We start from the raw sequence: 22,575 nt of genomic DNA on the forward strand, positions 1-22,575 counted from the left end.
AAAGGAGGCCGCAGCCTGTCTCTTGATCACATCTCATCAGAGGTAAAGGATTGGGCTATAAGGTATCCTTCTTGAATTGCTGCTAATTTATACCAGCCTCGCCATAGGGCGGCCCAACCGGGCCGCCCTGTTCGCTTACTGTCATACCATCCGCCTAGCCTTGCTAATGTAACTCGAGCCCATTTCAGATCTGGAGCTGTTGTTGGTAAGGGCTTATTTTCTTGTTTGACCCATAATAATTTCCAGCATATTCCGGGTAGAACAGACTCACAGCTACTGGTTTCTTGTCCGCGGCTTTCTGCTCTAAGTTGTAACAAGCGGATAGCGATAAACGCTTGAATGACGGCAACTCTCTCCAGGTTGTCCTTTGATTGAAGTTGCAGTGCTTCGACATCGGTTCCATCACTTTTCCACGCCTTGTGGAACTCTTCAACCAACCAGCGCTGTTCGTAGTAACTGATTATCTCCTGGGCTTTCGCTAACGTTGTCACTGGCTCTGAAGTCAGTAAGTGCCACTCCAATTTTTCGTTGTTGTCACCTCGCTCTTTACAACCAACATAATACAGAGAAAGTGACTTGCCACACTTATTGGCTGGAACCTTAATCGTAATAGGAGCAAAGCATACATCTAATGTTGCTTTACGCGCTTTGCGACCACCCCGTTGAGCAATATGGACAGTTCGTTGTCCCGATGGGGATAACTCCTTTGCATAATCATGGAGCTTATAACCACTTTCCTCAATGCAGCGACTATAGGTCGAGCGCACAACAAAACGCTGCTGGTTGGTCAGCTTGTAATGTAAGTATTCGTAGATGTCTGACTCCCTATCACACACTGAAATGACTCGGGCTTGGAGTTGACCTAAACGTTCAGACATTGCGGTTGATGCCTGTTGCCACTTGAAGGTCTCCTTCTCTTCATACGGTCGCTTGGCGAACTTATGTCCCCGGCCTCGAGTCGCAATATCCCTCGTCCACCGCTGTTGTTCGATTAGCCCCACAACCTTTTGCTCGCGTGGTGCAAACAACAGAACAGAGTGAGCTAGCATCCCCCGGGTTCGATTTCCCGAGTTCACGTGACCAAGTTCATCGGAGAGGCTTTTATGCGTGTAGGTTAGAGCGGTGGAGTCTTCAAGGGCAAGTAATAAGTCATGCGCTTCAGCCTCGTTAGTTGTTGCCACAAAACCGGCTTCAGCTATCGCATTGGCTTCAACATCAGGGTTACGGATGAGGCGATATGCCCCTTCAATAGAGGCGGGATTAGGGCAGGCTTGCACAATAGACACTCCAACATTAGATGCCATATCACTGGCTAATTGGACTAGTCGTTGTGTACGTCTAGAGTCGCCAAGCTTGGCATGCGAAAAGGTTTGTTGAGCCCATTCTAAAGTAGAATTCCCTATCATGATGATGACCTTTACTCATATTGTGTAAGATCGGATCGCAATAAAGAAAAAGAGTTCAAAAAAAGCCCCCGCCATGAGGCGGGGGACTTGTGTATAAGAGACAGGCCGCAGCCTCCTTTTTGTTACTCAGGCTGCCCAAAGGCAGCAATTAGCTTCAGCGTTGGTAATACTCACGGTACCAGTCAACAAAGGCTTTCACGCCTTCTTTCACCTTCACTTCCGGCTTGTAGCCCGTGGCTTCAAACAGATCTTTAGTATCCGCGTATGTGGCGTAGACATCGCCCGGCTGCATCGGCATGAAATTTTTCTTCGCTTCAATACCCAGAGCTTCTTCCAGTGCCTCGATGAAGTCCATCAATTTGACCGGGCTGCCATGGCCAATGTTGTACACATTGTAAGGGGCCGAGCTGGTGGCTGGGGTACCGGCTTCTACTGTCCAATCCGGCGTCTTGGCTGGGATCACATCCTGGATACGGATGATCCCCTCGACAATATCATCGATATAGGTAAAGTCTCGGCGCATGTCACCATTGTTGTACACATCGATTTCACGCCCTTCAATAATGGCATTGGTGAACTTGAACAGCGCCATATCCGGGCGTCCCCAAGGGCCGTATACGGTAAAGAAACGCAGGCCCGTTGTCGGGACACCGTACAAGTGCGAATAGGTATGCGCCATCAGCTCATTCGACTTCTTGGTCGCTGCATACAGGGATATTGGGTGGTCGACACTATCGGCGGTATCGAACGGCATCTTTTGGTTAAGGCCATAGACCGAGCTGGAAGAGGCATATACCAAGTGCTCAATATTATGGTGGCGGCAGCCTTCAAGGATGGTCAGGTGACCGACCAGGTTGCTGTCTGCGTAAGCCAGCGGGTTGTCGATCGAGTAGCGGACACCGGCCTGTGCCGCAAGGTGGATCACACGGTCAAACTGCTGTTCGGCGAACAAGTTGGCAATACCGTCGCGGTCAGCCAGATCTAGCGCAGTAAAAGTAAAGTGCGGGTGGGCAATCCTCGCCAAGCGCGCTTCTTTCAGTGACACCTCGTAATAGTCATTGAGATTATCAATCCCGACCACCTCGTGTCCCATGGCACACAGCCGCTCCACCACGGCACTCCCGATAAAGCCGGCTGCGCCGGTAACCAAATACTTCTTCATCTGCATAGACCTTACAAAATGTATTCGTTATCCATACTTAGTATAACGATGCGTGGCAGGATCATAGCACCCGCGTGCTAACGACGGTAGCACTGCAAAGCAAAAGCCTGGTCAATAATACTGACACCGAGGTTCAGCCTGGCTGAATCGGCCAGGGCAAGCACAGCCCCTATTTTTGGCAACCACTGCAGTAGACCGTCGCCCGCTGTCCGATCTTCACCTCGCTAAGCGGCTTGTCGCAACGCGGGCAAGGCTCTCCGCCTTTGCCGTAAACCTGGAGCTCCTGGGCAAAGTACCCCGGCTTGCCGTCAGCATTTTTGAAGTCTTTCAGGGTCGTGCCGCCCTGCTTGATAGCGAAGGCCAACACCGACTTGATTTCGTCAACCAACAGCGCAAGGCGCGGGCCGGAAATTTTGCCGGCTTCCCGCTTGGGGTGGATCCCCGCGGCAAACAAGGACTCATTGGCGTAAATATTACCGACCCCGACCACCACGTGGTTATCCATAATAAACTGCTTCACCGCCGTGCGTTTGCCTTTGGCTTTTTCCTTCAGGTAATCCGCGGTAAACACCTCGCTGAGCGGTTCAGGGCCAAGCTTGGCCAGTACGGGATGCTCACCGTCATCGGCCTGCCACAGCCAGGCGCCAAAGCGACGGGGATCGTTGTAGCGCAGCACTTCGCCGCTCGACAGGCACAAGTCGACATGGTCGTGTTTTTCCGGCGGGATCCCCGCTGGCAGAACCCGCAGGCTGCCGGACATCCCCAGGTGAACGATGGCATAACCGGCATCAGTTTCGAGCATCAAGTATTTCGCCCGGCGGGATACCCGGCGGATCACCTGTCCTTCGATCTGGCTGATCTCCTCCGGTACCGGCCAGCGCAGTTTGGGGTTGCGGACAATAATTTCCGTCACCGTCTGGTTGGTGACATGGGGGGCGATCCCCATCCGGCTGACTTCAACTTCAGGTAATTCAGGCATGGCTTTCTCAATAATTGTTCGAGTTATTGACCCACTATAACACTGGCGGGAACAAATAGGCTTCTGCCACAGATACCGCGAGCCACTCCCCCTGCCAGTTGTTCATCAGCCAGAACTGCGGCTGCTGGTAGACGGTTACCCTGATCGGCTCTTCTATATCTGCCAGCCATATTTCGACACTGCTCGGTGGCGGCAAGGTCGGCTTGAGCTTGCCGACCATCTCATCGCTGACGGCAGTACCAGCCAGCGACTGCCAATGGCTAACCAGCTGCTCAGCTGGCAGTGCGACCCTTGGCCTAGCCCGCCAGCTGTTATCCTCGAGATTGAGGCTGGTGAGAGGTAAATGCAACTGCTCGATAGCTGACTGAGCTGGCAACAATGCGGTCATCCCTGCTTGGGGTTGGATTTGGGCCCCGCCCTCACCGCCAAAGCGCTGTTTGACCAGCTCGGGTAGCTGGATCACAGCGATGAAGCAGATCACGGCGATGATAATCACATTGTTCCAGCCACGGCGAGATAGCCTCATCGCAACACTCCTTGAAAGTCCGGAAAAGTATGAATGAACAAACTATACCGCCTAGGACGCAATAATGCAGGGATATTGAAGCAGGAAATCAGCGGGAAAAGCGGGTTTCGGAACCGGGAGGCGAATTTCAGGTATAAAAAAACCCAGTTAGAAAACTGGGTTTTTATCAAAAAAGCGAATAACCAATTACTTGATTTTAGCTTCTTTGTACATAACGTGCTTGCGAACTACAGGATCAAATTTCTTGATCTCGAATTTGCCTGGCATGTTACGTTTGTTTTTGTCGGTAGTGTAGAAGTGGCCTGTACCAGCAGATGATACTAGACGGATCTTCTCACGAATGCCTTTAGCCATTGTTCAAATCCTCTTAAACGTTCTCGCCGCGAGCACGCATATCAGTAAGAACGGCGTCGATACCTTTCTTATCAATGATACGCATACCTTTCGCAGAAAGGCGTAGTTTAACGAAGCGTTTTTCGCTTTCTACCCAGAAACGATGAGTTTGCAGGTTCGGCAGAAAACGACGCTTGGTGGCATTACGTGCGTGTGAACGGTTGTTACCCGTTACAGGACGCTTACCAGTTACTTGGCATACTCGGGACATTACTGTCTTCTCCAAATCGTTTCAGCTCGATATCTACCGTGGCTATTTCAATGTGAAAAACAATTCTCACATACAACCACAGCTATCAAAGGTCGCGCATTATACTAAGTCAAAACCAGTTGCTCAAGTCCCGAGCAGTCCTTTCTCAACTTTTTAAGCAAAAAATGACCATTTTATAGCCATCCTCGCTCTGCAAAAGAAGTGATTTCTCCGTCACCGACAACAAAGTGATCCAGAACCCGAATATCCACCAACGCCAATGCATCACTGATGCGGCGGGTTATTCGGCGATCTGCCTGACTTGGCTCTGCCACGCCTGACGGGTGATTATGCGCTAAAATGAGCGCGGCTGCATTAAGTTCTAGCGATCTTTTTACAACTTCCCTCGGATAAACGCTCGCAGCATCGATGGTTCCCTCGAAAAGCACCTCGCCGCAGAGCACCCTGTGCTGGTTGTCGAGAAACAAAATATAAAACGCTTCGCGCTGGCGGTCGCGCAGTACATGGGTGAGATAACGTCTTGTATGGGCAGGGCTTGTCAGCGCATCCTCCTTCTTGAGTGTTTCCTCGAGATGGCGCTGGTTCATCTCCAGTACCGCTTGCAGCTGAGCATATTTAGCCGGCCCCAAGCCCTTGTACTGGCAGAACGTCGCCCTGTCCGCCGCCAGCAGCGCCCGCAGCGAACCAAACTGTTCCAATAGCTCTGCCGCCAGCTCTATCGCATTCATCCCGGCGATGCCGGTACGCAAAAAAATAGCCAACAGTTCGGCATCCGAGAGCGCACCCGGGCCACGGTCCAGCAGTTTTTCCCTCGGTCTGGACTGCTCAGGCAACAACTTTAGCGACATATCATTTCCTCCTGAGGCCAAACTAGGCCGCTTGCCGTCCGTTTGCCAAAGCTAGCCCCCGTTCTCCTGCCCTTACCACAAAACATCCCGGCATGGCTGTTGCACCCAACAGGGAAATGCCAACCCGCTCGCATTGTGCCACTGCCTATTGCCCTTTGGCCCCCAGCTAAATTTTGATCCTGGGCAAGGAAGCCGGCTTTTTTTGGTGGCTGGCATTTTTTGGTGGTAAGGTGTGGCGCATTAACATTCCGGATATCGAGAGCAGGCAATAAGATGCAAACTTTGGCAGGAAAAAAAATACTCCTTGGGATCAGCGGCGGCATCGCGGCATACAAATGTGCAGAGCTAACGCGCCGGCTGATTGAGCGCGGTGCCCAAGTACAAGTCGTTATGACCAAGGCCGCCAAGGAGTTCATTACCCCACTGACCATGCAGGCGGTATCCGGCAGGCCGGTCTCCGACAGCTTGCTCGACCCCGCAGCAGAAGCCTCAATGGGCCACATTGAGCTCGCCAAATGGGCTGACTTGGTGCTTTTGGCACCGGCAACCGCCGACTTGATTGCCCGCATGGCCGCAGGCATGGGCAATGATCTTCTGACCACCCTTTGCCTGGCGACAGACGCACCAGTTGCTGTTGCGCCTGCGATGAACCAGCAGATGTACCGCCATGTGGCGACCCAGGAAAACATTGCCACCCTTGCCCGCCGCGGTTGCCATATCTGGGGCCCGGCCAGCGGCGAGCAGGCTTGTGGCGACGTTGGCCCGGGCCGGATGCTCGAGCCAATGCAGTTGGTCCATATGGCTGAAGATTTCTTCAAGCCAGCCGATCTGGAGGGCCTCAAGCTGACCATTACCGCTGGGCCAACCCGCGAGGCGATCGACCCGGTGCGCTACCTGACCAACCACAGCTCCGGCAAGATGGGCTATGCCATTGCCGAAGCGGCTGCCAAGCGCGGCGCGACGGTCACCTTGATCAGCGGCCCGACCAACCTAGCCACCCCGGCAGGCGTCGAGCGCATCGACATCAGCAGCGCCGAGCAAATGCACCAGGCGGCGATGGAGCATGCCACGACGAGTGATATTTTCATCGGCTGTGCCGCTGTCGCCGACTTCCGCCCGGCAGACGTTAGCGATCAGAAAATGAAGAAGAAAGACGGTGAAGATGACATGGTGATCCGCTTGGTGAAAAACCCAGACATTATCGCCAGTGTCGCAGCGCTTGATGACCAGCGCCCCTTCACCGTCGGCTTTGCCGCCGAGACCCAGGATGTCGAGCAGTACGCCCGAGGCAAGCTGGCGCGCAAGCACCTCGACCTGATTTGTGCCAATGATGTCTCAAACGAAGGGCAAGGTTTCAACAGCGACCAAAACGCCCTGCACCTATTCTGGCCGCAAGGCGACAAAGCCTTGCCTTTGACCACCAAGGCCGAGCTGGGCGCACAGCTGGTCAGCGAAATCGTCTCGCTATACAAAGCCGGGAAATAGGTTTTCTCCCCCGCAGCTGCTGATGAATTAACCGAATAAGATCAAATATAAAGCCCAATACTTCAGGTTGGGCTTTTTTTGTCGATAAAGAGATCAGTATCGGCGGGCAGTGCTTTTCACGGCAGGTTTACGCCGCTAAGATAGGCGGGTTTCATCCTGTCCATTGACAGTCTTATTTTGAAAAGGAACGGTTATTCATGGCTGGCAACAAGAAAAACAACCGCCGCGAAGAAATTTTGCAAGCGCTGGCGCAAATGCTGGAATCTGCCCAAGGCAGCCAACGTATTACTACCGCAAAGCTGGCCGCCCAGGTTGGTGTCTCGGAAGCCGCCCTCTACCGCCACTTCCCAAGCAAGGCGAGAATGTTCGAGGGGCTAATCGAGTTTATCGAAGACGCCATCACCACCCGGATCAACCGCATCCTTGATGACGAGAAGGACACCCTGCAACGCCTGCGCATGGTGCTGCAGCTGATCCTCGGCTTCGCCGAGCGCAACCCTGGCCTGACCCGCATCATGACCGGCCACGCGCTGATGTTTGAACAAGACCGCCTCCAGGCCCGTATCAACCAGCTGTTCGAGCGCATCGAAACCCAGCTGCGACAGATCCTGCGCGAGCGTAAGCTGCGAGAAGGCAAGGGCTTCCCGGTTGACGAGTCTATCCTTGCCGCCCAGCTGCTGGGTCAGGTGGAAGGCAGCCTGAACCGCTTTGTCCGCTCGAACTTCAAGTACAAACCGACCGCCAACTTCGACGACTACTGGCACCTGCTGAGCGCAGAGCTAGGTTAAGAGCGGAAACGAGATCCTAGTTCCTGGTTCCTGGTTCCTGATTCCTAGAAATAGCGAACATAAAAAAGCGAGAGGTGAAAACCTCTCGCTTTTTTATCTGCAGCTATGGGTTCTGCTTTTCCTAGGCCCCGCTCTTCCTAGATGTATGGACTCCCTCTCCCTGAGGAGTTACGGTCTTAATCCGACGAAAGATTAGCCAAAAGGAGTCCATACATGAACGACCTTAATACATTGGCCATCGACTTAGCAAAGAATGTTTTCCAAGTTTGCAAGCGAAGCCCGCAAGGCAAAGTCTTCTTTAATCGGGAAATGACCCGGACAAAGCTTAAGGAGCTTCTTGCTAAAGAGAAAGGGGCTTTAGTCGCAATGGAAGCCTGCTGTAGTTCCCATTATTGGGCGAGGTATGCTGTTGAGCTTGGGCATGAAGTGAAAGTCATTAATGCCAGGGCTGTTAAAGCTTTCCAAATCAAGCAGAAAACAGACAAGAATGATGCATTGGCAATAGCTGTTGCAGCTACTCAGGAGCATATCCCTAATATCCGTGTCCAATCGGCCGATGAACAGGCACTGCAATCCTTAGAGCGAGCCCGCCAATTAGCAACCTCCCATCAAATTGCACAAAGTAATCAAATTCGAGGGCTATTAGCCGAGTTTGGTATCGTCGTTCCAAAAGGGCTCAAAAGCTTGAGAGAGCAAATACCCTATATCCTTGAAGATGGGGATAACCGGTTACCTGGTAGTTTTAGGGAAATGTTACACCGGTTATGGGAGCACTTCCTTGCCCAGATTGAGCATACCGAATCCTTAGAAAAGCAGCTTGAAGCAGCGGTAAAATCGAACGATGTTTGCCAGAAGCTGATGAAGTTGGAAGGCGTCGGGCCGATAAGTGCGATAGGTTTGGCAGTAAAACTAGGACGAGGGGAGAACTTTGCAAACGGCAGGCAGGCTTCTGCCAATATAGGTCTCACTCCGAAGCAACATAGTTCTGGTGGCCAAGAACGGATAGGTAATATCTCAAAGTACAGTGCAGACAAGCGACTTCGTTCAACACTTTTTCAAGGAGCGCTTTCAGTCATTACTCAGATAATGAAACGCCCAGCAAGAACGCATAAAGAGCAATGGCTCCAAGCATTAGTCATGAGAAGGGGGCAGAAGATAGCTGCTGTAGCCCTCGCCAATAAGACAGTGCGTACAGCGTATGCGATATTAAAAAATGACTCAGTGTACCAGCCTGTTGGATTGGCTTAGTACACTGGTCATAATCAACAAAGAGCGATGTAAAACAGGTAAGACCGACCAGTAAAAGCTAGATGGTTCCTGAGGTGCTTAGATACCGCTTTCTAGGGTTAGCTTACTGGTGCGACTACATTTTAGGGCGGGGTAGCTCCCCAAAGAAGCCCGTATATAAGTGCGCATCTATACCTTGTTTTGATTTTGTTCCTTTGTTGATTTCTCAAGGGAGTCCATATAAGGAACTAGGATCTAGGTTCTAAAACCTTATACCCCGTATTCTGCACGGTACGCTTTCACCGCTTCCAGGTGCTGCTCCATACCGTCCTGCTCTGCTAGGTAATTCACCACATCGCCCAATGACACGATAGAGATCACCGCACAGCCGAAGTCACGCTCGACTTCCTGAATAGCAGACAGCTCGCCCTTGCCTTTTTCCTGGCGGTCGATGGCCACCAATACACCAGCCAGGTCAGCACCGTTAGCCTTGATGATTTCCATCGACTCACGGATGGCCGTACCGGCAGTGATCACATCATCAACCAGCATGATGCGGCCTTCCAGTGCGCTACCTACCAGGTTGCCGCCTTCACCGTGGGCTTTGGCTTCCTTGCGGTTGAAACAGTATGGGGTGTCCACATCATGGTGATCCGCCAGTGCCACCGCTGTTGTCGTCGCGATTGGGATCCCCTTGTACGCAGGGCCGAACAACACATCGTACTCGATACCGGCATCAACCAAAGCCTCAGCGTAGAAACGGCCTAGGCGTGCAAGGTCACGACCAGTATTGAACAAACCCGCGTTGAAGAAGTACGGGCTCTTGCGGCCAGATTTCAGTGTGAACTCACCAAACTTCAGTACCCCTTTCTCCAAGGCAAATTCGATGAACTGACGCTGATATGCTTTCATGGTTTCTCCTTACTAGATGCAACTTGTGATTACACGATTTAAATCTAAGGCCTAGACTGCATTGCCAGGCAACACGAAACCCAGGCCAAAAAAAAGCGGCTCCAATAGGAACCGCTTTAAAAAACTAACTTTCCAGCGCTTGCTTCTGAACGCTAACAATATCGGCAATGCCGTCTTTCGCCAGAGCCAGCATCGCCAGCAATTCTTCGTGGCTAAAGGCTTCGCCTTCTGCCGTGCCCTGGATTTCGATCATCTTACCTTCTTCGGTCATAACCACATTCATGTCCGTTTCCGCTGCCGAGTCTTCAACATACTCCAGATCACAAATGGCTTCACCATTGTAGATACCGACCGACACTGCCGCGACCATGCCTTTCAGCGGGCTGGCCTTGAGCATGCCTTTCTCCAGCATGTAGTTAATAGCATCAACCAGGGCAACCATCGCACCGGTAATAGACGCAGTGCGGGTACCGCCATCGGCTTGGATAACATCACAGTCAACCGTGATCATCTGCTCGCCTAGCGCTTCTAGGTCAACCGCGGCACGCAGGCTACGGGCGATCAGGCGCTGGATTTCCATGGTGCGGCCACCCTGCTTGCCACCAGCTGCTTCACGGCGGTTGCGCGAGTGGGTCGCACGCGGCAACATGCCATATTCTGCCGTCACCCAACCTTGCCCTTTGCCTTTCAGCCAGCGTGGCACGTTCTCTTCCACACTTGCAGTACAAATTACCTTGGTATCACCAAACTCTACCAATACCGAGCCTTCGGCATGGGCAGTAAAATTGCGGGTAATAGTAATAGGACGAACTTGGTTGTTGCTTCTTCCGCTTGGACGCATCAGTGGCTCCCTCTGGCTGGATGACATTAACCGGCGATTATAGCCACAACCAACCCGTTGTGCACGTGAAACCCAACCAGCACGGTGTTAATGGCACTGACTGCTGGCAGAATCACCAGCTCCCCATCAAGAGGCACTTGCAGATCCAAACCACTTGAAGTTACTTGGGTATATGCTTAAGGCTAAGTATAATCGTGACATCCAGATAACTGCGCACCACTTGCACATCGATGACGGTGGCTTGCCCAAGGCACTCCACCCAAAGCAGTTATCAACCACCACTATTAGAGGCCACTAGCCAATGATTCATAGCATGACCGCCTACGCCCGTCGCGAAGTCAAAGCCGACTGGGGCACAGCCGTTTGGGAAATCCGCTCGGTAAACCAACGCTACCTTGAAACCTACCTGCGTATGCCTGAGCAATTCCGCAGCCTGGAGCCTGTTCTGCGTGAGCGTTTCCGCAAGCGTCTGGCCCGCGGCAAGGTAGAATGCAACCTGCGTTTCGAAGTGAACCCGGCGGCCAATACCGAGCTGAAAATAAATGAAGAGCTGGCCAAACAGGTGATCAATGCTGCCAAGTGGGTCAAAGAAACCTCTGGCGAAGGCAGTGTTGGCCCATTCCAGGTCCTAAACTGGCCGGGTGTGATGGAAGCGCCGGAGCAAGATCTCGATGCCATCAACAAAGATTTGCTCGCTGCATTCGATAGCACGGTTGATGACTTCATTGCCGCCCGCGCCAGCGAAGGCGAAAATATGAAAGCGCTTATCGACCAGCGCCTTGAAGCGATCTCTGTCGAGGCAACCAAGGTTCGCAGCATGATGCCGGAAGTACTGAACTGGCAGCGTGAGCGTATCATGACCCGCCTAGAAGAAGCTAAGGTCGAGCTAGACGCCAACCGCGTCGAGCAGGAGCTGATCATGCTGGCACAAAAGAGCGATGTCGCCGAAGAGCTGGACCGCCTGGACTCTCACGTCAAGGAAACCCAGAAAATCATGAAAAAAGGCGGCGCCTGCGGCCGTCGCTTGGACTTCATGATGCAGGAATTCAACCGCGAGTCGAACACCCTGGCCTCGAAATCGATCAATACCGAGATCACTGCTGCTGCCGTTGAGCTGAAAGTGCTTATCGAGCAGATGCGCGAGCAGATCCAGAATATCGAGTAACCTCCCATTGCGCCCCGGGCAGCGCTAAAGCTCGGGGTGATCATTGCACTGGCATGAAATGATCATAAATTCCAACTAGGCTTAACTTTAACTCGAGCAAAAAGTTGAATTTTCAAGCAACCAGCTAATTTCTTTTGCGCGCGGATCATGATAATCTGCGCGCCCTTCTATCACTGAGTGAAAATAGGCAATGAGCAAAGGTACTCTATACATTGTGTCGGCCCCGAGCGGCGCAGGCAAATCCAGTCTGATTAACGCCCTGTTGGAAACCAACCCGGTCTATGACATGAAAGTATCCGTCTCTCATACGACCCGCGGCATGCGTCCGGGCGAAGAGCACGGTGTTCATTACAATTTCGTTAGCGTAGAAGAGTTCCAAGAACTAGTAGAGCAAGGTGCATTCCTTGAGCACGCTGAAGTTTTCGGCAACTACTACGGCACATCTCGCCCTTGGATCGAGCAGCAACTGAACAAGGGTATCGATGTATTCCTCGATATCGATTGGCAGGGTGCCCGCCAGATCCGCAAGCAGATGCCACAAGCAAAAAGCCTATTTATCCTGCCGCCTTCGAAAGAAGAGCTGGAGCGCCGCCTCAATGCCCGTGGCCAGGACAGCGATGCTGTTATCGCCCGCCGCATGGAGGAAGCCCGTTCAGAAATCTCCCATTACAACGAATACGATTATGTGATCGTTAATGATGATTTCGATGTTGCGCTAATGGATTTCAAAGCCATTATCCGTGCAGAACGATTGAAGCAAGACAAGCAAGCTGCTAAATATAACAGCATGCTCAATGCTCTACTGGCAGAACAGTAAGTATTTTTGTACAATTTTCCATCTTTATTTATATAACCACTGGAGTCCTCCATGGCACGCGTAACCGTTCAAGACGCTGTTGATAAAATTGGCAACCGTTTCGATCTAATCCAAATTGCTTCACGCCGCGCTCGTCAGATGCAAACTGGCGGTAAGGATCCACTGGTTCCAGAAGAAAACGACAAGTACACAGTGATCGCGCTTCGTGAAATCGAAGAAGGCCTGATCACCAAAGATATCCTAGATGCTCGCGAGCGTCAGGAACTTCAAGAGCAAGAAGCAGCAGAGCTAGCAGCTGTTAGCGCTATTGCCGGCGACAACCGTTAATTCAGGGAACCGGGCGAATTGTATCTTTTTGATAGCCTGAAAGAAGTCGCGATCGAATACCTGCCTGAGCCCCAAATAGAGGCACTCAGGCAGGCCTATCTCGTTGCGCGCGATGCCCACGAAGGGCAGACCCGCTCCAGTGGCGAACCTTACATCATCCACCCCATTGCCGTTGCCCGTATCCTGGCCGAAATGCGCCTTGACTACGAAACCTTAATGGCAGCCCTCCTCCACGATGTCATCGAAGATACCGAGGTCACCAAAGACGATCTCGACAGTCGCTTTGGCTCTACCGTGGCTGAGCTGGTAGATGGAGTCTCCAAACTGGACAAGCTGAAGTTCCGCGACCGCAAAGAAGCGCAAGCCGAGAACTTCCGCAAGATGATCATGGCCATGGCCCATGACATCCGCGTTATCCTCATCAAGCTGGCCGACCGCACGCACAATATGCGCACCCTGGGTGCCCTGCGTCCGGACAAGCGCCGCCGTATTGCCCGCGAAACGCTGGAGATATTCTCTCCGCTGGCGCACCGCCTGGGTATCCACAACATCAAAACCGAACTGGAAGAGCTGGGTTTCGAAGCCCTGTATCCAAACCGTTACCGTGTGTTGAAGGAAGTGGTGGCTGCCGCGAGGGGTAACCGTAAAGAAATGATTAACAAGATCCACGCCGAAATTGAGGGCCGCCTCAAAGACGCGGGGATCGAAGGCACGGTACAAGGCCGCGAGAAGAACCTGTACTCCATCTACAACAAGATGAAGAACAAGGAGCAGCGCTTCCACTCGATCATGGACATCTACGCTTTCCGCGTGCTGGTCAAGGATCTGGATACCTGCTACCGCGTTCTGGGACAGGTCCATAACCTGTACAAGCCCCGCCCGAGCCGGATGAAAGACTACATCGCTATCCCGAAGGCCAATGGCTACCAGTCGCTGCATACCTCGCTGGTCGGCCCGCATGGGGTGCCCGTCGAAGTCCAAATCCGTACCGAAGATATGGATCAGATGGCTGACAAAGGGGTTGCGGCCCACTGGGCCTACAAAGATGGCGAAAGCTCAGGCACCACCGCGCAGGTCAAGGCCCAGCGCTGGATGCAGAGCCTGCTTGAGCTGCAGCAGAGCGCCGGTAGCTCGTTCGAGTTCATCGAGAATGTTAAGTCCGATCTGTTCCCAGATGAAATCTATGTCTTCACACCGAAGGGCCGGATTGTCGAGCTCCCTGTCGGTGCTACCGCGGTCGACTTTGCCTATGCCGTACATACCGATGTCGGCAACGCCTGCGTCGGAGCCCGGGTCGAGCGCCAGCCTTATCCGCTGAGCAAGCCGCTGAAAAACGGTCAGACCATTGAGATCATCAGTGCGCCGGGTGCCCGCCCGAACGCGGCATGGCTCAACTACGTGGTGACCTCCCGCGCCCGCACCAAGATCAGACAAGTGCTCAAGACCATGCGTCGCGAAGAGTCGATCACCCTTGGCCGCCGCCTGCTCAACCATGCCCTGGGGGCTATCAACATCGACCAGATCGATGAAGGTAACCTGCAGCAGGTATTGACTGACCTGCGTCTGACCAGCCTCGAAGAACTGCTGGCCGAGATTGGCCTCGGTGAACTGATGAGTGTAGTGATTGCCCGCCGCCTGCTTGGCAGTGCCGATGAACTGACGCCGAAGGAGTCCGACCAGCGCCTGCCTATTCGCGGTGCCGACGGTATTCTTCTGACCTTTGCCAACTGCTGCCACCCTATCCACGGTGACCCAATCATGGCCCATGTCAGCCCGGGTAAAGGCCTGGTTATTCACCGTGAAGAATGTGCCAACATCCGCGGCTACCAAAAAGAGCCGGACAAGTACATGGCGGTAGAATGGAGCGAGGACTTCGAGCAAGAATTCGTCACTTCACTCAAGGTAGACATGCAGAACCACCAGGGTGCACTGGCAGACTTGACCAATACCATTGCCGCTACCGGGTCGAATATCCAGGGGCTGGCAACGGAAGAGAAAGACGGCCGCCTGTATACCATTACCGTGCGCCTGACCACCAAGGGACGTATCCACCTGGCCGATATCATGCGCCGGATCCGGGTAATGCCCAACGTGGTGCGTGTTTCTCGCCAGAAAAACTAAACCGCGCCAGTATCAAACTGGTTCGTCACAGAATACAAAACGCCCGCTCGCGGGCGTTTTCTTTAGGTAACAGAACATGAGCCCAGAACGCTTCCAACGTATCCATGAGGTCCTTGCCACCCGCCAGACAGACTTGACGGTGTGCATGGAAGAAGTCCACAAGCCCAATAACGTCTCGGCCATTGTCCGCACCGCCGATGCCGTCGGGATCCACAAGGTCCATGCCGTCTGGCCAAGCAGCGGTATGCGGATGCTGGGCAACACTTCGGCAGGCGCCCGCAACTGGGTTGAGCTGGAAACCCACGACTCGATGGTCAATGCGGTCGGCACCCTCAAGGCACAGGGCATGCAGGTACTGGCCACCAACCTGTCGGACACCGCGATTGATTTTCGTGAGGTGGATTACACCAAGCCGACTGCGGTTATCCTAGGCGGCGAGAAAAACGGGATCACCGCTGAAGCTCTGTCGATGGCGGATCAGGATATCATCATCCCGATGGTAGGTATGGTACAGTCATTGAATGTCTCAGTCGCCAGCGCCCTGATCCTGTACGAAGCACAGCGCCAGCGCCAGAACGCCGGTATGTACAGCCGGGAGAAAACCCTGCTGCCGGACGAGGTGGTTCACCGCATCCTGTTCGAGCGCGGCCACCCGGTGCTGGCAAAAGTTGCCCGCCGCAAGGGGCTGCCTTACCCGCCGCTGGACGAGCACGGCCAGATCGCTGCTGACGAACAGTGGTGGAGCATCATGCAGGCGACCGAGCCGAAAAAGAAAAAGACCTTACCTTAAACGGATGTAGCCATAACGGATGTGGCCATAATGGAGTAGTAATGAGCGGACAACTTCTCGATACTATAGCCCTGACCGAACTGTCGGGTGTTGGTGCCAAAATGGCAGAAAAACTGGAAAAAATCGGCCTGCATACGGTGCAGGACCTGCTCTTCCACCTGCCGCTCCGCTACGAAGACCGCACCCGGATCTGGCCGATTGCCAGTGCCATGGCGGGCCAGCACCTCACTGTTCAAGGCGAAGTGCTGAGCAGCAATATCACTTTCGGCAAACGCCGGATGCTGACCGTCAAGATCAGCGACCAGAGTGGTAGTGCTACCCTGCGTTTTTTCAACTTCAATGCTGCGATGAAGAACAGCCTCAGTGAAGGCAAACAGGTCAAAGCCTATGGCGAAATCAAGCGCGGCAAGTACGGGCTGGAGATCATCCACCCCGACTACAAAGTCTTCTCTGAGCCGACCGAGCTTAGCACCGAGGAAACCCTGACACCGGTTTACCCGACCACCGACGGCCTGCGCCAGCTGACCCTGCGCAACCTGACCGACCAGGCCATGCGCCTGCTCGACAGGTCGGCGGTGCGCGAGCTGCTGCCCGAAGGCTTGTACGACCGCCAGATGACCTTGTCGCAGGCCCTGCATATGATGCACCGGCCGACACCGGATGTTTCCCTCGACCAGCTCGAGGAAGGCAAGCATCCGGCCCAGCAACGCCTGATCCTCGAAGAATTGCTGGCACAGAACCTGTCGATGCTGGCAGTACGCCACAAAAGCCAGCGCCATGCTGCCTGGCCGCTTGCCGCGAGCAATACGCTCAAAGACAAACTGTTGGCCAGCCTGCCATTTAGCCCGACCGGTGCCCAGCAGCGGGTGGTAGCCGATATAGAGCGTGACCTTGCCGTACCCCACCCGATGATGCGCCTGGTCCAGGGCGATGTCGGGTCGGGCAAAACCCTCGTCGCGGCACTTGCTGCCCTGCGTGCCATCGAACATGGCTACCAGGTCGCGCTAATGGCGCCAACCGAGCTGCTGGCCGAGCAGCACGCCATCAACTTCGCCGCCTGGCTCAACCCGCTGGGGATTGAGGTCGGCTGGCTGGCCGGCAAGCTCAAGGGCAAAGCCCGCGACAAGGAGCTCGCACGCATCGAAAGCGGCGAAGCCAAGATGGTAGTCGGTACCCATGCCCTGTTCCAGGAGCAGGTTGTATTCGATAACCTCGCTTTGGTGATTATTGACGAGCAGCACCGCTTTGGTGTTCACCAGCGCCTTGAGCTGCGCGAAAAAGGCGCCAACGGTGGCTGCTACCCGCACCAGCTGATCATGACCGCCACCCCGATCCCGCGTACCCTGGCAATGACCGCTTATGCCGATCTGGAAACCTCGGTCATCGATGAGCTGCCACCGGGCCGAACCCCGATCCAAACCGTCGCCCTGCCCGACTCGCGCCGCCAGGAAATCATCGAGCGCATCCGCTCGGCCTGCCTCAATGAAGGACGCCAGGCCTATTGGGTCTGTACCTTGATTGATGAGTCTGAAGTACTGGAGGCACAGGCTGCCTCCGATACCGCCGACGAGCTGACCGCCCAGCTTCCGGAGCTTAATATCGGGCTGGTTCACGGCCGGATGAAGCCAGCTGAAAAACAAGAAGTGATGAAGCGCTTCAAAGATGGAGAGTTGCACCTGCTGGTTGCCACCACCGTCATCGAAGTCGGTGTTGACGTACCCAACTCAAGTTTGATGGTGATCGAAAACCCAGAGCGGCTCGGCCTGGCCCAGCTGCACCAGTTACGCGGCCGGGTTGGCCGGGGCAGCGTCGCCAGCCACTGTGTACTGCTCTACCATGCACCGCTATCGAAAACTGCGCAGAAACGCCTCGGGGTACTGCGCGAGAGCAGTGATGGCTTTGTCATTGCCCAGCGTGATTTGGAAATCCGCGGCCCCGGCGAACTGCTGGGCACCAAGCAGACCGGTATTGCCGAATTCAAGGTTGCCGATCTGGTCCGTGACCAGCACCTGATCCCGCAAGTCCAGAAGCTGGCCCGCTACCTGCACGACAACTACCCGGACAACGCCAAGGCCATCATCGACCGCTGGCTCGGCCAGCGGGAGAACTATTCTAATGCTTAAAAACAGGGCCAATCCCTGAAAGCAGGCAATAAAAAAGCGAGGCATCAGCCTTAATGCATGTAAGTTAAGATAACTTAACGCCTTTTTGGGGGCCTGGTCGTATAGCGGCTAGGCCTTTTCTTTACTGCTCTTGGGTAGCTTCTTTCCCTTCTCTCCGGCAGCGTAAAACTTTCTGCCATATCTAATATGTAATTCATCACCTCCGGGATTCTGCCAGGAGCCACCGCGGGCAGTAATTGAAGCTGGCCTACTAGGAACAAAGAGGCTTGTTTGAACCCGATTTGGTATGGCATGACGCTCTTCTGGTCATAGGCCATTTGGCACATCAAAAACCTTAATAGGTTGTAAGCGAGTAGCATTCCCCATAGTTCTTGGGTCACTAGTTCTGGTGTTTTGCTTCTTAAGGTAAGGTTATTTTGGAGCATGTATTGCTTCATTTCTCTGTAACCTAGCTCTATTTCCCAACGGTGGCTGTATAGCTCTGCGATGTCTGCGCCCGGGTATCTTAATGGGTCTGTCATTGATGTAAGCAAGCGAACTTCTTTACCCTTGATGTTCTTCGTGATGAGCCGCGCTTGCAGTGTTTCCGGCGCATCCGACCATTTCTTTCTGGCTTGAGGTGATAACTTGAGTTCAACAAGTTCTTGCCCACGCCCTAACTTGGCTACTGTCGTGTATTGAGCTCCTTTACGAAGCGGGATTAACCAATGCTTCTCATCTCCACTGCTTCGCCAACGGTGAAGTAGACCAAGAGCATAAAAGCCTCGGTCAAAAATGGTTAGGCTGTTTGACGGAGAACGGTCGACAAGCTGAGTGGTTAAATCGATCTCACTGCTTGATACTGAGTCGAAAGCGGCACTTGTCAGTAAATGGCTGGTGAGTTCCATATGGCAGACCATACGAACTTGCGGGTAGTCCGATATGGTTGTTTTATTTCCTGTGCGACCAAAGTGCTGGTCATTATCTGGTGTCTCAGGAGTGCGCCAAACAACACCATCGACAGCGTGTAATGTTAAGCCGTGCCAATCTGGGTGGGGCGTTTTCGCATGCCATAACTTCTGGGTCTTGTTAAACACCGCTTTGACTACATTTGAACCCAGACGTTTTCTCGCTTGGATAACCGCACTCGGTGCGACAAAAGGCTTTTTACCCGGAAGGAGAATATCGAGTTGAGAGACAACTTTTTCCATAGATAAGTGCCGATATAAAGACATACCGACAACACTCCATACCATCATCTCCATCGGTAAACGGCGTTTTCTGATAGTAGCGATACCAGTATCTTTGAGGCATTCATCAATCATTTCTGGAGAGAGAAGATCGGATAGTCCTGAAAGCTGTTCGGTTGAGAAGTTATGAACAGTATTGAGTGCTTGTCTGAGAAACATAAAAAAATCCGAGTGCATTGAATACACACGGATTTTGACATGCTCCAAGGATCGTTCAACCGATCATTTTAGGCTTAACTGATCGGCATTAAGGCATCAGCCTCGCTTTTTTTATCATTGGAGAAGCTTGCTCAGAAGCTATTTCTTGGCATGCAGCGGCAAGCTGATCTGTACCCGAAGGCCACCTTCACGGCGGTTGGACACTTGGATCACCCCTTCATGCTGGTCGATGATACGTTTGACGATTGCCAGCCCCAAGCCGGTACCTTCGGTATCAGTACCGCGGGCAGTATCCCCGCGAGTCAGCGGCTGGAACATCCTCGCCACCTGATCAGGGTCGATACCCGGGCCATCATCCTCGACACAGAACCAGGCACTCTTGCGGTCTGCAGCGGTACCGCTGGACATCTTGACCAGGCCATTGCCATAGCGCTGGGCGTTGACCACCAAGTTGGTGATAGAGCGCTTGATGGAAACACCGTTGCCGATAATCACACCAGGGATATCCGCCAGCTCCAGCTCGATCTGGCGCTCGTATCCACCTTCGGCTTCAGCTACCTCTTCCAGCAAATAGTTGAGCTCAAGCTCTTCTTCCGCCTGCTTCTTGGTCGACTTCAGGTAGTCCATGAATTGGCTGATGATCTCGTTACACTCTTCGGTATCGTTGATCATGCTCTCGGCCAAATAGCTATCTTCCGGCGACATCATTTCGGTTGCCAGGCGAATGCGGGTCAGAGGTGTACGCAAATCATGGCTGACACCGGCCATCAGCAGGGCGCGGTCATCTTCGAGCTGCTTGATCCCCGCCGACATCCGGTTGAATGCCTTGGTCACCGCACGAATTTCCGACGCACCACGTTCAGGCAATACCGGTGGTGTTTCTCCCTTCGCCACCTGCAAGGCCGCTTGCTCCAGTGCCACCAGCGGGCGGTTCTGGATCCGGATAAACAACCAGCCGCCGGCTATCACCATAAAGGCGATAATCAGGCTGTAGTGGAACAGCGGCGAGAAGTCGTCTTCCTGCAATTCAGACAACGGGATCCGCATCAGGAAACCGGGTATCGATTCACTCCTGAGCCATAGCACATAGCTGTCGGCCCCCAGCACCAAACGCACCTCGGTTGGCGACTCAAGCTCTTGGGTCATCTCCTCGCTGAGGTATTCAATCACCGTGGCTTTGGCGAACTCCTGCAGCTCATCATCGTGGTCAGGATCACTCCCGTCCTCGGCATGCAGGGTTACCCCGAGCTGCTCGAGCAACTGGCGTCTCAGCGGAGTATCAAGATGGAAGGTGTTACCGTCGGCGAGCTCAACATCTTCCTTGAGCATCAAACGTACCTCGTAGGCGAGGATCCGGTTGAACTGCTGCAAGCTTGGCAGCAAAGCGTAGTTGAGGACAGCCAAGTAGGAAAAAATCTGGCTGGCTATCAGCAAGCCAGCCAGAAGGATCAGAGTCCGGGTAAAGGTACTGCGTGGTGACAGTCGCATGGCTTACGCCTCGCTGCCGTCCGGTACGAATACGTAGCCCAGTCCCCATACGGTCTGGATGTAGCGTGGGCGGCTAGGGTCTTCTTCGATCATCCGGCGCAGGCGGGAGATCTGAACGTCAATCGAACGCTCCATCGCCGAGTATTCACGGCCACGGGCCATGTTCATCAGCTTGTCGCGGGACATTGGTTCGCGGGCATTGGTTACCAGTGCCTTCAATACCGCAAATTCACCCGATGTCAGTGGCATCGACTCTTCGCCACGGAACATTTCGCGGGTACCCAGGTTCAGGCGGAATTCGCCGAACTCGATGATCTTGCTGTCGACACTCGGTGCACCCGGCGCTTCCACCGTCTGGCGGCGTAGTACAGCACGGATACGTGCCAGCAGCTCACGCGGGTTGAATGGCTTAGGCAGGTAGTCGTCAGCACCGACTTCCAAGCCAACAATACGGTCTACTTCGTCACCCTTGGCGGTCAGCATCAGGATTGGCAGCATGTTGTTGGCATTACGCAAGCGGCGGCAAATCGACAAGCCATCTTCGCCCGGCAGCATCAAATCCAATACCATCAGGTGGAAGGTTTCACGGGACAATAAGCGGTCCATTTGCTCACCGTTGGCCACGCTACGCACCTGGAAGCCCTGCTCAGACAGGTAACGCTCCAGCAGCGCACGCAGGCGCATGTCATCATCAACAACTAGAATCTTATAATTTTCCTGCATATCTCACCTTACTTGCATCGACTGAGGTTATCGTGCTTTGGGCGTATTTTACTCGACGTTCCCAGCGGTTAGCTGAAATTTGCCGCTAAAATAACCACTAAATTGTTACCGTTTATGTCAGCATAGCCCGTTTTCGCCTGGCTTCCCTCTGCGAGTGTGACAACATTCTTTGTTTACCTACCCTTTAAACTAACCTAAATTCAAGGAACTATCCAAAACAATACGCATTCTGAGTGGTTGAGACTTGATCTGTGCCTCGTGCCGAACGACTATTGGCAGCAACAGAGACATTCAGCTTCCAGCAACCCGATAGAAACCGGATCCTGCGATGAAAACCAACCTCATTACCCGCGAGGGCTATGACAAACTGAAAAACGAGCTCGATTTCCTATGGAGGGAAGAGCGCCCCGAAGTCACCAAGAAGGTGACTTGGGCAGCCAGCCTCGGCGATCGCTCAGAAAACGCCGACTACCAGTACAACAAAAAACGCCTGCGCGAAATCGACCGCCGGGTCCGCTACCTGCGCAAACGGCTCGAGCAGGTACAGGTCGTCGATTACTCTCCCCAGCAAGATGGCAAGGTGTTCTTCGGTGCCTGGGTCGAAATCGAGAACGACGACGGCGAAACCAAATCCTTCCGCATTGTCGGCCCGGATGAAATCTACGGCCGTAACGACTACATCTCGATTGACTCGCCGATGGCCCGGGCGCTGCTGAAAAAAGAAGTCGATGACGACGTCGAGGTCAATACACCTGCTGGCAAGAAAGAGTGGTTCGTCAACAGCATTCGCTATCAATAAAGCGAGGCTTTAGCCCCAAGGTGTGAAAGCGCCGTCAGTTACTGACAGTCCGCTAA

Annotated in this window: 22 protein-coding genes; 10 read left to right on the top strand and 12 right to left on the bottom strand. The window is 53.6% G+C overall.

Going from position 1 to position 22,575, the window contains the following annotated elements; all coding sequences use genetic code 11:
- Positions 1-26: 26 nt before the first annotated feature.
- From ACXAGQ_RS06715 to radC, 7 genes are all read right to left on the bottom strand, one after another.
- Positions 27-1,406: an IS4 family transposase gene (locus tag ACXAGQ_RS06715; RefSeq protein ID WP_475251517.1), complete on the bottom strand. Its 1,380-nt coding sequence runs from the start codon at positions 1,404-1,406 to the stop codon at positions 27-29.
- 154 nt (positions 1,407-1,560) lie between these two features.
- Positions 1,561-2,568 (bottom strand): NAD-dependent epimerase, encoded by a 1,008-nt coding sequence (locus ACXAGQ_RS06720; protein ID WP_475252739.1) that lies wholly within the window; start codon positions 2,566-2,568, stop codon positions 1,561-1,563.
- Positions 2,569-2,737: 169 nt separating this feature from the next.
- On the bottom strand, positions 2,738-3,547 hold the full coding sequence (mutM, locus tag ACXAGQ_RS06725; protein ID WP_475252741.1) for a bifunctional DNA-formamidopyrimidine glycosylase/DNA-(apurinic or apyrimidinic site) lyase: 810 nt from the start codon (positions 3,545-3,547) through the stop codon (positions 2,738-2,740).
- Positions 3,548-3,581: 34 nt separating this feature from the next.
- Positions 3,582-4,073: a hypothetical protein gene (locus tag ACXAGQ_RS06730; RefSeq protein ID WP_475252743.1), complete on the bottom strand. Its 492-nt coding sequence runs from the start codon at positions 4,071-4,073 to the stop codon at positions 3,582-3,584.
- Positions 4,074-4,259: 186 nt separating this feature from the next.
- Positions 4,260-4,427, bottom strand: a complete 168-nt coding sequence (gene rpmG, locus ACXAGQ_RS06735) for a 50S ribosomal protein L33 (RefSeq protein WP_004405486.1) — start codon at positions 4,425-4,427, stop codon at positions 4,260-4,262.
- Between the two features lie 13 nt (positions 4,428-4,440).
- Entirely contained in the window at positions 4,441-4,677 is a 237-nt protein-coding gene (rpmB, locus tag ACXAGQ_RS06740; RefSeq protein ID WP_036818767.1) for a 50S ribosomal protein L28, read from the bottom strand.
- Between the two features lie 173 nt (positions 4,678-4,850).
- On the bottom strand, positions 4,851-5,525 hold the full coding sequence (radC, locus tag ACXAGQ_RS06745; protein ID WP_475252745.1) for a RadC family protein: 675 nt from the start codon (positions 5,523-5,525) through the stop codon (positions 4,851-4,853).
- Between the two features lie 273 nt (positions 5,526-5,798).
- Between radC and coaBC the strand changes: the two genes are divergently transcribed.
- The 3 genes from coaBC to ACXAGQ_RS06760 all read left to right on the top strand — a co-directional run bounded on the left by coaBC (position 5,799) and on the right by ACXAGQ_RS06760 (position 9,046).
- Positions 5,799-7,010, top strand: a complete 1,212-nt coding sequence (gene coaBC / locus ACXAGQ_RS06750) for a bifunctional phosphopantothenoylcysteine decarboxylase/phosphopantothenate--cysteine ligase CoaBC (protein ID WP_475252747.1) — start codon at positions 5,799-5,801, stop codon at positions 7,008-7,010.
- Positions 7,011-7,207: 197 nt separating this feature from the next.
- The gene (slmA, locus tag ACXAGQ_RS06755) at positions 7,208-7,798 is read left to right on the top strand and encodes a nucleoid occlusion factor SlmA (protein ID WP_044622315.1); all 591 of its coding nucleotides are present in this window, start codon (positions 7,208-7,210) and stop codon (positions 7,796-7,798) included.
- Positions 7,799-8,011: 213 nt separating this feature from the next.
- Positions 8,012-9,046, top strand: coding sequence for an IS110 family RNA-guided transposase (locus tag ACXAGQ_RS06760; protein WP_475252402.1), 1,035 nt, complete (start codon positions 8,012-8,014; stop codon positions 9,044-9,046).
- Positions 9,047-9,295: 249 nt separating this feature from the next.
- Here the strand turns inward: ACXAGQ_RS06760 and pyrE are convergent, their stop codons facing one another.
- Positions 9,296-9,937 carry an orotate phosphoribosyltransferase gene (pyrE, locus tag ACXAGQ_RS06765; protein WP_475237874.1) on the bottom strand — a complete coding sequence of 214 codons (642 nt, stop codon included), beginning with the start codon at positions 9,935-9,937 and terminating at the stop codon, positions 9,296-9,298.
- A gap of 124 nt (positions 9,938-10,061) precedes the next feature.
- Complete coding sequence (rph, locus tag ACXAGQ_RS06770) at positions 10,062-10,778, bottom strand: ribonuclease PH (RefSeq protein WP_107298957.1); 717 nt, start codon at positions 10,776-10,778, stop codon at positions 10,062-10,064.
- A 301-nt stretch (positions 10,779-11,079) separates the two neighbouring features.
- On the opposite strand from rph, the gene ACXAGQ_RS06775 reads away from it, so the two are divergent.
- From ACXAGQ_RS06775 to recG, 6 genes are all read left to right on the top strand, one after another.
- Positions 11,080-11,943, top strand: a complete 864-nt coding sequence (locus tag ACXAGQ_RS06775; RefSeq protein ID WP_475237871.1) for a YicC/YloC family endoribonuclease — start codon at positions 11,080-11,082, stop codon at positions 11,941-11,943.
- A gap of 190 nt (positions 11,944-12,133) precedes the next feature.
- Positions 12,134-12,760 carry a guanylate kinase gene (gene gmk / locus ACXAGQ_RS06780; RefSeq protein ID WP_107298955.1) on the top strand — a complete coding sequence of 209 codons (627 nt, stop codon included), beginning with the start codon at positions 12,134-12,136 and terminating at the stop codon, positions 12,758-12,760.
- Positions 12,761-12,811: 51 nt separating this feature from the next.
- Positions 12,812-13,087 carry a DNA-directed RNA polymerase subunit omega gene (rpoZ, locus tag ACXAGQ_RS06785; RefSeq protein WP_107349751.1) on the top strand — a complete coding sequence of 92 codons (276 nt, stop codon included), beginning with the start codon at positions 12,812-12,814 and terminating at the stop codon, positions 13,085-13,087.
- An 18-nt stretch (positions 13,088-13,105) separates the two neighbouring features.
- Positions 13,106-15,208 (top strand): bifunctional GTP diphosphokinase/guanosine-3',5'-bis pyrophosphate 3'-pyrophosphohydrolase, encoded by a 2,103-nt coding sequence (gene spoT, locus ACXAGQ_RS06790; protein ID WP_475252749.1) that lies wholly within the window; start codon positions 13,106-13,108, stop codon positions 15,206-15,208.
- Between the two features lie 76 nt (positions 15,209-15,284).
- The gene (gene trmH, locus ACXAGQ_RS06795) at positions 15,285-15,998 is read left to right on the top strand and encodes a tRNA (guanosine(18)-2'-O)-methyltransferase TrmH (protein ID WP_475252751.1); all 714 of its coding nucleotides are present in this window, start codon (positions 15,285-15,287) and stop codon (positions 15,996-15,998) included.
- Positions 15,999-16,039: 41 nt separating this feature from the next.
- Positions 16,040-18,121 (top strand): ATP-dependent DNA helicase RecG, encoded by a 2,082-nt coding sequence (gene recG / locus ACXAGQ_RS06800; RefSeq protein ID WP_475252753.1) that lies wholly within the window; start codon positions 16,040-16,042, stop codon positions 18,119-18,121.
- Positions 18,122-18,195: 74 nt separating this feature from the next.
- Here the strand turns inward: recG and ACXAGQ_RS06805 are convergent, their stop codons facing one another.
- The 3 genes from ACXAGQ_RS06805 to ompR all read right to left on the bottom strand — a co-directional run bounded on the left by ACXAGQ_RS06805 (position 18,196) and on the right by ompR (position 21,720).
- Positions 18,196-19,509 carry an IS4 family transposase gene (locus ACXAGQ_RS06805; RefSeq protein ID WP_475251427.1) on the bottom strand — a complete coding sequence of 438 codons (1,314 nt, stop codon included), beginning with the start codon at positions 19,507-19,509 and terminating at the stop codon, positions 18,196-18,198.
- A gap of 138 nt (positions 19,510-19,647) precedes the next feature.
- The gene (gene envZ, locus ACXAGQ_RS06810; RefSeq protein WP_475252755.1) at positions 19,648-20,997 is read right to left on the bottom strand and encodes a two-component system sensor histidine kinase EnvZ; all 1,350 of its coding nucleotides are present in this window, start codon (positions 20,995-20,997) and stop codon (positions 19,648-19,650) included.
- Positions 20,998-21,000: 3 nt separating this feature from the next.
- Entirely contained in the window at positions 21,001-21,720 is a 720-nt protein-coding gene (gene ompR / locus ACXAGQ_RS06815; protein ID WP_039457175.1) for an osmolarity response regulator transcription factor OmpR, read from the bottom strand.
- Between the two features lie 328 nt (positions 21,721-22,048).
- Between ompR and greB the strand changes: the two genes are divergently transcribed.
- The gene (greB, locus tag ACXAGQ_RS06820) at positions 22,049-22,519 is read left to right on the top strand and encodes a transcription elongation factor GreB (protein WP_475252757.1); all 471 of its coding nucleotides are present in this window, start codon (positions 22,049-22,051) and stop codon (positions 22,517-22,519) included.
- Positions 22,520-22,575 lie beyond the last annotated feature (56 nt).

Source organism: Photobacterium sp. ABD4_091, from assembly GCF_056160145.1.